Raw genomic sequence first — 12,243 nt, 5'->3', positions numbered from 1 at the left:
GGATCGGACTCGCCGAACGGTTATGATTGCCGGGTGCATCCGCGCGCCTTCGGGTTCCGGATGCCTGGAGACGTCGCATAGTCAGGCCTAGTGCACCACCCTGCTAAGGTGGAGTCCCCTCACGGGGACCGAGGGTTCAAATCCCTCCGTCTCCGCCACAAGAATTCCTGCTCAGGCAGTTTTTCTTACTGCTGCTGCCACGAAGTCTGCGATTTCGGCCACGTCGACTCCGGTCTCCTTGTTGCGCAGATCGTGCAGCCCGACGCACATCATTAACGTCATCTGCGCAGCTCCGTCGGTGCAGCGAGCCACTTGCGCTGTGCTGTTGGGCGACCGAGGGTGCAATCCCTCCGTCTCCAAGATCGTGCCCTCGATGCGCTGATGTCCGCGTCGTCGTCCAGAATGGACGCGTGCCCGCAGTCGCCCAGGTCCTCGAGCTTGCCCAGCTTGCGGAGCGCGATGCGGCCTGGAAGCTTCTCCGAGCCGACAGCGCACCCGTGATCGCCGGTCTCCTCGCAACCCACCTGGGCGGAGACGAGCGCCGAGCTAACGCCGAGGAGCTGTACGAGCGGATCGATGCCGACCTCGAACGGCTCCGCGCGCAGGCGTTGATGCTGCCGTTGACTGCGAGGGGGTACTGCGGGGAGTGGCGATCGGCCGGCTTCCTGGTGCGTCGACCGTCGTCGGAAGCGCGGGGCGAGACACTCGAGCTCTCGCCGGATGCGATCGCTGGGATCCGCTTCCTGCAGGGTCGCGCCGCCCCGCGCTCGAGTGTGACAGAGTCTCGGCTTGCGAGCCTTGCGGCGCAAGTCCGTCGCCTGGCGATCGACACTGATCCCGACGTGTCAGCCCGAATCGCATTGCTCGAAGAAGAGATCGAGTCGATCGAGCGGCGGATCGAGAGCCTGCGTTCGGGCGACGAGGCAGCGATCGACGAGGATCGGGCGCTCGAACGCGTTCGCGATGTGTTGGCGCAGGCGGCGGACGTGCCGGACGATTTCGCTCGGGTGCGTGCTGAGTTCGAGACGCTGAATGCGTCGCTGAGGACGAAGATCGTCGAGTCTGATGTCTCTCAGGCATCGGTCGTGGACGAAGTTTTCCGCGGAATCGACCACATCTCCGACTCGGACGCGGGCCGCAGTTTCGCTGCCTTCTCCCAGCTCGTGCTCGACCCTGCACTTGGTGCCGCGTTCGAGGCCGACATCCGCCGCATCCTCGATCGCGGATTCGCTCGCGACCTCACCACGGATGAGCGCCGGGCACTGCGCTCGTTCCTGACCACGCTCAAGGGACGAAGCGCGGAGATCCACGATGTCATCACGCTGTTCGCCCGGGCGCTTCGACGCTACGTGCAGTCACAGGACTACCAGCGCGACCGGGTGCTAAGAACTCTTCTGCGGGAGGCTCAGCACGCGGGGGCGGAAGCCGCCGAGCACACACGTCCGTGGCATCCGACGTCTCTCAAACTCGATCTCTCGGCAGTGGCCATGTCAAGTGTCGGCGCGGTCGACCTCCACGATCCCGCCGAATTCGCCGCCACCGAGGAGATCGTCACGCGGACGGCATCTCTCGCGAGCCTCGAGGAGTTGCGGGCGATCGCTCGCGAGACCGAGATCGACTTCGACGAGCTCGCCCGAAACGTCAACGACCTGCTCTCTGACGTGCACTCATGCACCGTCGGAGATGTCCTCGCTCGATTCCCAGCGACGCAGGGTGTCGGCAGCGTGGTCGGACTCCTCGCGATCGCGGCCGAACAGGGCACGGTCGACGACGAACCCGAGGTGCTCGCGTGGGAGGGCTCAGACGGAGTTTCGCGTGTGGCGATCGTCGCCGCACACCGATTCACAGGAGCGGTCATATGACCGAACCGGCTGTCGATGGCGCTCCCGACGCGCACACCGGCCTGTGGCGGGGCGACGCGGGAGAGCTTCCGGATCGTACGCGGCGAGTCCTGCTACGTCTGGTGCGCGGACCGTACCTTTCCGGCGCTCGCGAGGCGCAGCTGTGGGCGGTACTGCTCACCGACGAGGCTGTCATCCGCTCCCGGCTCGCCGACCTGTTCCTCGAATTGGTCATCGACCGTGTCGGCGAGTTCGCCTTCGTCCGAAACGCTCCCTCCGATGACGTCCCGAAGGCGGTGCGGTCGGAGGCGCTCACCTTCCTCGACACCGCAATGCTGCTCATCTTGCGCCAGACCATGCTGAGCGAAGAGGGCCGCGGGCGCGTGATCGTCGGACAGGCAGAGGTGTTCGAGCAACTCGCCGTGTTCCGCACCCCTGACCGTGACGAGAAGGACTTCGCGAGCCGCGTCAACTCGTCGTGGAACAAAATGCAGAACAAGCTCCGCGTGCTCCACGCGCTCGGCGATGACCGTGCCGAGATCTCCCCGGTGCTTCGCCTGCTCGTCGATGCAGATCAGATCCGCGCAATCACCGCGGAGTACCAGCGGATCGGCCGCGAGCGCGAAGGCGGGGGCATTGCCCCGTCGACGGATGCCGAGGACCAGAGCGAATGACGATGCTGAGCTTCCCGACCGACGAACCGGAGATCGATCCGACTAGAACCGGTCAATGGCGCCTCGCCCAGATCGAACTCGTCAATTGGGGGACGTTCGCTGGCCACGTCGCCGTCGACGTGGCGCGCATCGGCCACCTGTTCACTGGTGCATCCGGATCGGGAAAGTCGTCGCTCCTCGACGCGATCGCTGCCGTTCTCACCCCCGACAGGTGGCTCCGTCTCAACGCGGCAGCTCAAGATGGCGCTTCCAGGCAGAGCGACCGGACGCTGATGAGCTACGTGCGCGGGGCATGGAGCAAGGAAGCAGACGAGACTGCCGATCGCGCCACCACGACTTACCTGCGCTCGAAGGCGACCTGGAGTGGCGTCCTGCTCCGCTACGAGAATCTCCGCGACCAGCCAGTCGTCCTGCTGCGGGTGTTCCACGCACCCGGCACGCGCACCGATACAACCGCTTTGAAGGACGCACGGATCTTCGCCCGCGGTCGACTGGAGCTTCTCGAAGTGAAGCCGCACGTCGAAGGCGGAATCGACGCACGAAGAATGTCGAAGGCCTTCCCCGACGCGCTGATCACCACCGGCGGACGACACGGACGCTTTCATGAGCGCGTCATTCGCCAGTTCGGCTTCCGAGGAGACGCGACGCTTCAGCTTCTCCACAAGACACAATCAGCGAAGAACCTCGGCACCCTCGACGCGCTGTTCCGTGGGTTCATGCTCGACCAGCCGGGAACCTTCGCGCGCGCCGAGACCGCAGTCGAGCAGTTCACGGAACTCGATGCCGCCCACAAGCACGTGGTCGACCTGCGGAAGCAGACCGATGCGCTCCGAACCGTCGACGAGGCGATCACGGCGTTCGACCTGGCCGGCGCCGAGATGGCCGCGATCTCCGATCTGCACGAGGCGGTCGAGCCCTTCACCGCGGGACTCAAACTTCGGCTCGCGAAGGATGCAGCGGGCCCAGCACGTGCGGGGCTGGCGCGCGCGGAAAGCGCGATGAGCGACGCGGCTCGAGAACGCCGGTTGGCGGCAGAGATGCTAGAGAGCTCTAAGGCGCGGGTCCGGGATGAGGGAGGCGCGCGGGTCGAGCTGCTGCAGGAACGGATCGACAGTGCGCAGCGCGACCAGAACGTCATCGGGCAGTATCGCGCCCAGTTGAGCGCCGAACTGACGCGCATCGGTGCAACGTTGCCGGAAGACGCCGCGCAGTTCGCGGAGCTTCTCGCCGCCGCCGTCACCGAAGCGGCACGCGACATCCCCGCTGTGTCGTTTGACGTGCGTGACGCGGCGAGCCAGGCGCGCAAGGCGCTGGACGATGTGACGAAGCAGATTCAGTCGTTAAGGGATCACCGGAGCAACCTCGACGAGAAGCTGCTGAGAGCGCGCCGATTCCTCGCGGAGTCCGTCGGCGTGCCGGCGTCGGCGCTCCCCTTTGCCGGAGAGCTGATCTCGGTCGCCGAGCAGCACTCCGCCTGGCGCGGTGCGGCAGAGCGGGTGATGGCACCGTTCGCATCGACCCTCCTGGTGCGCGACGAACATCTCTCCGCGGCTCGTCGTGCAGCCGATACGCGGACGCTGGGTGTTCGGCTCGTCATAGAAGCGGTGCCGCACTCGGTCGACGAGCCGCGTCGTCCGAAGGACGCCCGCTCGCTCATTCATCGCCTCGTGGTGAGCGACGGGCCCTTCGCCTCCTACGTTCGCAAGCGTATGGCCACCGAGTTCGACTTCGCCTGCGTGTCGCATCCCGATGAGCTCGACGATGTCGAGCGTGGTGTCACGATCGGCGGCCTGGTCAAGCGCAACTCACGCAGGTACGAGAAGGACGACCGTCACGACGTCGACGATGCCACGAGATGGGTGCTGGGCGGTGATACCCAGGCGCGGCTCGAGGCGTTGCTGGAGCGTCGTCGTAGGGCGATCGCGGGAATGGAGGAGACAACCGCCCGGGATGCCGAGGCGGACTCGCTCCGCCAGAATGCTGTGACGCGTCGTGACGTGTTCACACGCGTGGCAAAGTTCACCTGGGACCACGTCGATCTCGCCTCCGCGGCTGCGGTGACCGAAGCTCGCCGCGATGAACTTCGGATGCTCACGAGCGAGTCAGGAACCCTGCGTGAGGCCCAACATGCTGCAGAGCGTGCTGCTCAGCGCTTGGAGGGAGCGAACCAAGAGCACGCGGGGGCGCTCGGGCGTCATGCGGTCGCCCTCAAGAACGTGGAAGGTATCACCGCGCAGATCGCCGAACTTGAGGCCGCCCCACACACACCGGTCGACGCGTCGATCACCAAAGCCCTCGAAGGGCGCTTCCGCGCTGAGCGGCGCTCGCTGAGCCTGGAGACCGTCGACGAAGTAGCCCGCAGGGTGCAGTCCGCGCTTTCGAAGGAGAAGGATGCCGCCGCCGGCCGCGCCGCGGACGCGGAAGCCCGTTTCGCCGGTAGCGCGGCTGAGTTCCGTCTCGGGTGGCCGGCGGCATCCGCCGAACTGACTGGTGACATCCGCGACCGCTACGGTTATCGGGAACTGCGCGAGGGCATTCTCGCCCGCGGCTTGCCCGAAAAGGAGACCGAGTTCCGCAAGCTGTTGCGTGAGCGATCGCAGGACGTGGTCGCGCATTTGCTCGGCGATCTGCGCGATGCCCCGGGTCTCATCCGGGAACGGATCCTCCCAGTCAACGCATCGTTGGGGCGGTCCCCGTTCGAGGGTGCGGATCGCTACCTTGAGATCGATGTGAAGACGACGCGGACTCGGGAGGTCGACGAGTTCCTCACCGACCTGCGCCGCATCGTCGAGGGGAACTGGGCTGACGAGTCGGCTGCCGGTGCGGAGCAGCGATTCGCCGTGCTGCAGCGCGTGATCGGTCGCCTTGGATCCAAAGATCGCGTCGACATCGACTGGCGCAACCGGGTGCTCGACACGAGGCTTCACGTGAGCTTCCTGGCGCGGGAGAAAGACGTCACCGGCCGCGTTGTGCGGGTGTACGACTCCGCCGAGGGCCTATCGGGTGGACAACGGCAGAAGCTCGTCATCTTCTGCCTCGCCGCAGCGCTGCGGTACCAGCTCACTGAAGAAGAGGACGAGGTCCCGCGGTTCGGGTCGATCGTGCTTGACGAGGCGTTCGACAAGGCCGACAGCCGATACACGCGCAACGCGATGGAGGTGTTCCGCGAGTTCGGCTTCCACATGATCCTCGCGACACCGCAGAAGCTGCTGCAGACGCTCGAACCCTACGTGGGCGCGATCACCTCGGTATCGAACCCCGACCGGAATGCGTCACGCCTGGCTAATGTTGTGTTCTCGGTCGATGAGCATGAGGGCGCCACCGCGCCTCACGCGGAGTCGCGGTGAGGACGCTCGTCACTCCGGCGGATGTGTACGCGCGGGCGAAGAAGATGTTCGACCGTGATGCGCGTACGTGGGCGGCCGAGCAGCAGACCGATGTCGTGCTTGACGTTTCGCTGCGTCCGCCAACGGAGCGCGAGGCGCTCGGCGACCTCGATCGCGTTCGAACGTGGGTCGACGCTTGGCGCGGCGTGAGCGAAAGCTTGGGCATCGAGCTCGAGTGGGCCGTCCGCAGTTGGTCGCGCATCGGGTCGCAGGAAGTCCCCGCTCGCGCGGTGCTGCGTGGCGCGGATTCGATCGCTCGAGCGGCGGGCGAGGTCGATCGCTGGCAACTTCTGGTCGCGCGACTTGACGAGTTGAGGGATCTGACCGGTTCCGCCGCCGGCGACGTGCTCCGCGCCCACGCCCGCGCGATCGCCGATCTCGAGGGCGCCGACTTCGACAGGCTCGTCCATGTGCTGGTCTGGTTGCGCAAGAATCCGGAATCGGGTCGTCTGGTCAGGGAACTGCCGATCCGCGGCATCCACACCAAGTGGATCGAATCTCGCCGCGGACTCGTGGATGCGTTGCATCGGGCTGGAACCGGTGCGCCCGGGCTCGGCCTTCGCGAGCCGTCTCCTCTCATGCGGATCCGCATTCTCGATCCGTCGCTTTCGTTCCAGGGGCTCACCGATGTGTCGGCTCCCGTGGACGATCTTGCGGTGAGCCCGATACGCCCAGGGCGCGTGTTCGTCTTCGAGAACCTCGCGACACTGCTCGCAATGCCAGAGGTATCCGGAGCTGTAGCGGTGCACGGGGGCGGTCACCGCGTGGATCTCGTCGCTCGCCTCCCGTGGGCACAGACGGTCACCTACTGGGGCGATCTTGATTCACACGGGTTCGCCATACTCAACCGACTTCGAGCCAGAGGAGTGGAGGCGGCGTCGGCGTTGATGGATATGGATACCCTTTTCGACCACCGCGATCTCTGGGGGATCGATCCGGATCCGAATGTTGGTGTGTTCGAGTTGCTCACTCCGGGTGAGCGTGTGACTCTTCAGTCGCTAAGCGCGGAGGGGAACATTCGCCTCGAGCAGGAGCGCGTCCCGTGGAGTTACGCGCTCGCGCGACTGGGAGTGTCTTGAGCGGCAGTCGACGTGCTGGCCCAGCATCCAACTATCGATTTGTCGGAGACGCGTGGTACCGTAATCGCAACAAACGCAAACTCACTGCGTTTACGTGTATTGAGGTGATTCCCGTGTCTCGCGCTGCAGTCGTTGAAGAGACGTACCTTCCTAGCAAGGGCTATGAGCTTGCGCCTGTTCTGGATTTCCTCACCGCCCATGAGGCTGCCGGGCGAGCTCTTCCCGAGCCAAGGTACTTCCTTGCGGGAGCGCGTCCAGGCGATCAGGTAGAACTCCCGGAGGAGGTCTACCTTGCACTTCGCAAGATTGTTGATGCCATGCAGAGCGGGCTGGCCGTCTCGGTTGTGCCGCAGACGACGCGGTTGACCACTCAGCAAGCAGCGGATCTCCTGAACGTAAGCCGCCCGACCGTTGTGAAGCTCCTCGACGAGGGCGAGATTCCCTTCGAGAGGGCCGGAACGCATCGCCGTGTTCTTCTTGCAGATCTGCTCGAGTATCGGGAGCGCCGCCGTAAGCGTCAGTACGACATGCTCTCTGCCACGCGTGACGCTGTAGACGAAGACAACGTCGAACAGACGCTAGAGGACCTCAAAGCGGCGAGGAAGGCGGTCGCGTCGAGGCGGGCTGCCCGCCGTTAGCTCCGCAGCCTGACAGGATGGGGGTCGTGTTCACGGCGACCCTCGACACCAGCGTGCTGTGGCCGAGCCTGCAACGTGACTTCCTTCTTTCCCTCGCGATCGAGGGCGCGTATCGACCCAGCTGGAGCGCGGCGATCCTCGAAGAGCTCGAGTATCACGAGGAAGCCAAGCTCGTGAAGCGGGGAATCCCCGTAGCAGAGGCTGCAGGCCGCGCAGCGACCCTCATTGCAGCGATGCGGCGCGAGTTCGCTGATGCGGAGGCCGAAGGGTGGGAACCACTGGAGGGCACGTTCGGTCTTCCCGATCAGGACGACGAGCACGTGGTCGCCGCGGCCGTCATTGCGGGAGCCGGTGCGATCGTCACTGAGAATCTCAAGGACTTCCCCGCAGACAAGATTCCGCCGACCATTCAAGTGCTCAGTGCGCGCGAGTTCGCTAAGAACACCGTTGCACTCAACCCAAGGCATGCGCTCGCCGCGGTGCAGGAGATCGCCAGGCGCTCCGGCCGCAACGGTGCAGTACTCACTATCGACGAGATCCTCGAGACCTTGCGAGAGCGGTACCGCATGATCGAAGCCGTCGAGATGATGGCCGAAGCTGCGTCCGCGTAGTCTCAGCACGTCTCGCCCGCGTGCGCAGCCGCCTGATGAGCGCCCGATACCCGCCACGTTCTTGCCACGAATCGAACCCGGCCGGCCTGATCGAGCACGACGTAATCGACGTCAGAATCCGCGGAATCGTGCGGTATCAGTTGAGTTCAATTGCCATCGGCGCGATTTCCAATCCCTCCGTCTCCGCCAGAAGAATCCCTGCTCACGTCGTCTTCTCGACCTCTGTCGCGACGCTGGGGGGCCCGCGAACAGGCTCCAGCTCCTCTCGCCGAAAAGACTCAATCGGCTCCATCGAGGCCGAGTTTGCAGCAGTTCGGGTCTTCTCGCTGACTGGGCATCGACGGTGAACGGGGCATCGACGGGGAACGGGCATCGACCGGGGATGCCGCGGGTCGGCGGCTACGGACGCGCGGTGGAGGAGCGGGGGATGAGCGACGGCATGGCGCGGCGAACCGCGGGGCCCGCGTCGGGGCCTGCCAGCACGAGTTCGAGCGCTGTCGCGGCGATGAGCTCGAAGGGCGTCCGCACGGTCGTGAGCGGCACGGGCAGCCGCGCCGCCAGGGGGATGTCGTTGTATCCGACGACCGAGATCTGCTCGCCCACAGCCAGCCCGAGACTCTGCGCGACCGAGCAGACCCCGATGGCGATGTTGTCGTTGGCGGCGAAGATCGCGGTCGGCCGGTCGTCGCGCGTCAGCAGGTCGCGGCCCGCGGCCATCCCGTCGTCGATCCCGTACCCGCCGGAAACGATGCGTTCGTCGTCGAGCTCGATTCCGGCTTCGCGCAGAGCACCGCGTGCGCCGTCGAGTCGCGCGCGAGCGCTCGAGGTGAACCACGGACCCGTGATGACCGCGATGTCGCGGTGGCCGAGGTCGAGGAGGTGGCGAGCGGCAAGATATCCGCCGGCTTCGTCGTCACCGAGCGATGAGGGGCTGGCTCCGTCGGTGCGCAACACGAGCGCGTGCGGGATGCGCCGCTCCCTCAGGGAAGCGGGGAGGGCGTCGTCGAGTCGCGCTGTCGCCAGGATCAGTCCGTCGACCCCGCGATCCAGAAGCGTCTCGGTCGCGCGGGCCTCGTCCTCCGGCTCATCCCCGCAGGTGGCGACGACCGCGAACTGACCACGACCGCGTGCGGCCAGTTCGACGGCCTCGAACATGAGCGCCATGACGGTGTCGGTCAGCCGTGGAACGAGGACGCCGATCGTGCCGGTGGCACCGCGACGCAGGCTCGATGCATTCATGTTGCGGCGGTAACCCAGCGTGTCGGCGATCTCGCGCACGCGGCGGGCCGTCTCAGATCGTGACGACGGAGTGCGCTCGTCGAGGATGCGGCTGACCGTCGAGATGCTCACGCCTGACGCGAGCGCGACGTCCTTGAGGGTCACCACGCGGCGATCGGTGCTCGCTTCCATCGTGATCCCTTCGCCTTTCTCCCGAGTGTATCCAGCGTCGTCGCAGGAACCTGTCGACGGGAGTTTTCATCGAACCCTTGACTCGTCGGCCCTCTCCGACGATACTTGCAATCGTTCCTGCAAACGTTCCCGCAAACGTTCCCAAACAACTCGAAGAAGAGAAAGAAGGATGCCATGACCATCGACCTCCGCGGACTGAACCCCGCCCCCGTCACTCCCTTCACCGAAGCCGGCGACGTCGACTTCGACGCCATCCAGCGCCTCGGCGCGTGGCTCGGATCGATCGACGGGGTGAAGAGCCTCACCGTCCTCGGCCACGCCGGCGAGGGCACGTTCCTCACGGTCGACGAGCAGCTCGCTGTCATCGGTGCCTTCCGCGACGCCGTCGACGGCAGCATCCCGATCATCGCGGGCATCACGGGGGAGGGAAACAAGGTCGCCGCACTCGAGGCGAAGCGTGCAGTGGATGCCGGTGCGTCAGCCGGCCTCGTCTACCCGTCGCACGGGTGGCTGCGCTTCGGCTACCAGGAGGGCGCTCCCCAGACCCGGTATAAGGAGATCTACGAGACCAGCGGCCTCCCGCTCATCCTGTTCCAGTACCCCGACAACACGAAGGCGACGTACAACCTCGACACCCAGCTCGAGATCGCCGGCCAGGAGGGCGTCTTCGCGACGAAGAACGGCGTCCGCAACATGAAGCGCTGGTACACGGAGATCCCGGCGCTCCGCGCGGCCTACCCCGAGCTGCAGATCCTCTCGTGCCACGACGAGTACCTGCTGCCGACGATGTTCGACGTCGACGGGCTCCTCGTCGGCTACGGCAACATCGCCCCCGAGCTGCTCGTCGAGCTGATCGCCGCGGGCAAGGCTCAGGACTATCCCCGCGCGCACGCGATCCACGAGCAGCTCCTTCCCGTGACGAAGAACGTCTACCACCGCGGCTCCCACATGGAGGGCACCGTCGCGCTCAAGTGGGGCCTCGTTCACCGCGGCATCCTGGACCACGCGACGGTTCGTCCGCCGCTGCTCCCGCTCGCCGACGGAGCCGACGCCGAGATCGCCGCAGCCTTCGCATCTGCCGGTCTGTCGAAGGTCACCGTCTCCGCGTGATGACCTGGGGCGGCCGGTCCGACGGCCGGTCGCCCCGCACCCGCCGCCGGAGGGTTCCGCCGCGGCATCCAGTCAATGACGACTTCGCGGCCCCGCGGCCGCACTCCGACGAAGGAGACCCCATGAGCGAGCGCACCACACATCGTCCCCCCTCGACACCCGGCACGGGACATGGTCGAATCTCGACAGAGACCATGAGAACAATCGTCGATTCGCGCACGCAGCGCCGCAGCTTCTGGCAGCAGCTCGCGCTCATCGGTCCGGCGTTCGTCGCCGGCGCCTGGCAGTTCGGGCCCGGCAATCTCACGACCGCCGTTCAGGCCGGGAGCGGCTTCCAGTACACCCTCATCTGGGTCATCGTCGTGTCGACGATCCTGATGATCTTCCTCACCGACATGAGCGTCCGCCTCGGCATCAAGTCGCCCGTGTCTCTGATCGCCTCTATCAAGGACCACCTCGGCGAGGCGGTCGGGGTGATCGCGGGCATCGGCATCTTCCTCATCACGCTGTGCTTCTCCGTGGGCAATGCCGTCGGGTCGGGGCTCGGGCTGTCGATGCTCTTCGGCGGAGCGCCCGTGATGTGGACCGTGATCTGCACCCTCGCTGTTGCGGGGATCCTGCTGCTCCGGAACGTCTACCGCGTGGTCGAGAAGGTCCTCGTCGTGATGATCGCCCTGATGGCGATCGCCTTCGTCGCGAGCGCCTTCATCTCGAACCCCGACTGGATCGCCGCGGCATCCGGTCTCATCCCCTCGGCACCGGACGGCTCATGGCTGCTCATCGTGGCCCTCGTCGGCACCAACTTCAGCATCAACGCCGCCTTCTACACCGCGTACGGCACGAAGGAGCGTCGTCGGACGGAGGAGCAGTACCGCGACGTCACCATCGTCGACACGATTCCCGGGATAGTCGCCCCTGGGATCATGACGGCGCTCGTCATCGTCGTCGCCGCCTCCGTGCTCGGACAGACCGGCCAGGCTGCGGGGACGATCGTGGCGCTCGCGGGCGTCTTCGAACCTCTTGCGGGTCCGATCGGATCGACCGTCTTCGCGATCGGGTTCTTCGGGGCCGCCTTCTCGTCGATGGTCGCCAACGCGACCGCCGGCGGCACGATGCTCTCGGACGGACTCGGCAGGGGCGCGTCATCGGGCTCGCGGACGGCGAAGATCGTGTCGGGCTCGATCCTGGCGTTCGGAGTCGTGGTCGCGTTGATCTTCCAGTCGTCGCCGATCCAGTTGATCGTCATCGCGCAGGCGCTGACCATCTTCGTGGCGCCGGTGCTCGCCGCGCTGATCATCATCATGGCCAACCGCCGCTCGCTCATGGGGAGCATGCGCAACACCTGGTGGCAGAACCTCTTCGGCGTCATTGGACTCGTCGCTGTGCTGGCGCTGTCGGTGAGGCTCCTGATGAGCCTGCTCGCCGGCTGACGGTCGGCGCTTGACTCCGAGACGGCGCATCCCAGGTACTCCCGGGATGCGCCGTCTCTCGGTC

10 protein-coding genes, 1 tRNA gene and 1 pseudogene are annotated in these 12,243 nt (G+C 65.9%); 10 read left to right on the top strand and 2 right to left on the bottom strand.

The genetic code is table 11. The features are described 5' to 3' along the window. The first annotated feature begins 66 nt into the window (after positions 1-66). The 4 genes and pseudogenes from FBY39_RS02315 to FBY39_RS16820 form a co-directional block, all read left to right on the top strand. Positions 67-158, top strand: a tRNA-Ser gene (locus FBY39_RS02315). 252 nt (positions 159-410) lie between these two features. After that, positions 411-1,862: a DUF3375 domain-containing protein gene (locus FBY39_RS02310; protein ID WP_141930059.1), complete on the top strand. Its 1,452-nt coding sequence runs from the start codon at positions 411-413 to the stop codon at positions 1,860-1,862. Beyond that, positions 1,859-2,515 (top strand): DUF4194 domain-containing protein, encoded by a 657-nt coding sequence (locus tag FBY39_RS02305; protein ID WP_141930058.1) that lies wholly within the window; start codon positions 1,859-1,861, stop codon positions 2,513-2,515. The genes FBY39_RS02310 and FBY39_RS02305 overlap by 4 nt, the downstream gene beginning before the upstream one ends. After that, a pseudogene (locus tag FBY39_RS16820) lies at positions 2,512-2,745 on the top strand (ATP-binding protein); the annotation flags it as partial. The gene FBY39_RS02305 and the pseudogene FBY39_RS16820, both read left to right, overlap by 4 nt. Before the next feature lie 441 nt (positions 2,746-3,186). Here FBY39_RS16820 and FBY39_RS16640 read toward each other — a convergent pair. After that, a complete protein-coding gene (locus FBY39_RS16640) occupies positions 3,187-3,417 on the bottom strand; it encodes a hypothetical protein (RefSeq protein WP_260837399.1) in 231 nt (76 codons plus the stop codon). Between FBY39_RS16640 and FBY39_RS02300 the strand changes: the two genes are divergently transcribed. The 4 genes from FBY39_RS02300 (at position 3,394) to FBY39_RS02285 (ending at position 8,229) form a co-directional block, all read left to right on the top strand. Beyond that, complete coding sequence (locus FBY39_RS02300; RefSeq protein ID WP_260837398.1) at positions 3,394-5,862, top strand: ATP-binding protein; 2,469 nt, start codon at positions 3,394-3,396, stop codon at positions 5,860-5,862. The genes FBY39_RS16640 and FBY39_RS02300 overlap by 24 nt on opposite strands. Continuing rightward, positions 5,859-6,980, top strand: coding sequence for a DUF3322 domain-containing protein (locus FBY39_RS02295; RefSeq protein ID WP_141930056.1), 1,122 nt, complete (start codon positions 5,859-5,861; stop codon positions 6,978-6,980). Before FBY39_RS02300 ends, FBY39_RS02295 begins: the two co-directional genes overlap by 4 nt. A 113-nt stretch (positions 6,981-7,093) precedes the next feature. Continuing rightward, complete coding sequence (locus FBY39_RS16495; RefSeq protein ID WP_186336912.1) at positions 7,094-7,618, top strand: helix-turn-helix domain-containing protein; 525 nt, start codon at positions 7,094-7,096, stop codon at positions 7,616-7,618. A 26-nt stretch (positions 7,619-7,644) separates the two neighbouring features. Then, positions 7,645-8,229 carry a PIN domain-containing protein gene (locus FBY39_RS02285; RefSeq protein ID WP_141930055.1) on the top strand — a complete coding sequence of 195 codons (585 nt, stop codon included), beginning with the start codon at positions 7,645-7,647 and terminating at the stop codon, positions 8,227-8,229. A gap of 399 nt (positions 8,230-8,628) precedes the next feature. Here FBY39_RS02285 and FBY39_RS02280 read toward each other — a convergent pair whose 3' ends face one another. Continuing rightward, positions 8,629-9,639: a LacI family DNA-binding transcriptional regulator gene (locus FBY39_RS02280; protein WP_141930054.1), complete on the bottom strand. Its 1,011-nt coding sequence runs from the start codon at positions 9,637-9,639 to the stop codon at positions 8,629-8,631. 174 nt (positions 9,640-9,813) lie between these two features. Here FBY39_RS02280 and FBY39_RS02275 point away from each other — a divergent pair, with 174 nt between their 5' ends. Together FBY39_RS02275 and FBY39_RS02270 are read left to right on the top strand one after the other, a co-directional pair. Further along, a complete protein-coding gene (locus tag FBY39_RS02275; protein WP_141930053.1) occupies positions 9,814-10,749 on the top strand; it encodes a dihydrodipicolinate synthase family protein in 936 nt (311 codons plus the stop codon). A gap of 194 nt (positions 10,750-10,943) precedes the next feature. Next, a complete protein-coding gene (locus FBY39_RS02270; RefSeq protein WP_141930052.1) occupies positions 10,944-12,179 on the top strand; it encodes an Nramp family divalent metal transporter in 1,236 nt (411 codons plus the stop codon). The last annotated feature ends 64 nt before the right edge of the window (positions 12,180-12,243 follow it).

This window comes from Microbacterium sp. SLBN-146 (assembly GCF_006715145.1).
Taxonomy (GTDB): Bacteria; Actinomycetota; Actinomycetes; order Actinomycetales; family Microbacteriaceae; genus Microbacterium.
Note: the sequence above shows the minus strand (reverse complement) of the source record. Positions and strands in the feature narration are given on the sequence as shown.

Bases quoted from the DNA above. Each gene is read 5' to 3' on its own strand.
- FBY39_RS02305 (WP_141930058.1), top strand. From the start codon at position 1,859: ATGACCGAACCGGCTGTCGATGGCGCTCCCGACGCGCACACCGGCCTG.
- FBY39_RS02300 (WP_260837398.1), top strand. From the start codon at position 3,394: ATGGCCGCGATCTCCGATCTGCACGAGGCGGTCGAGCCCTTCACCGCG.
- FBY39_RS02280 (WP_141930054.1), bottom strand. From the start codon at position 9,639: ATGGAAGCGAGCACCGATCGCCGCGTGGTGACCCTCAAGGACGTCGCG.
- FBY39_RS02275 (WP_141930053.1), top strand. From the start codon at position 9,814: ATGACCATCGACCTCCGCGGACTGAACCCCGCCCCCGTCACTCCCTTC.
- FBY39_RS02270 (WP_141930052.1), top strand. From the start codon at position 10,944: ATGAGAACAATCGTCGATTCGCGCACGCAGCGCCGCAGCTTCTGGCAG.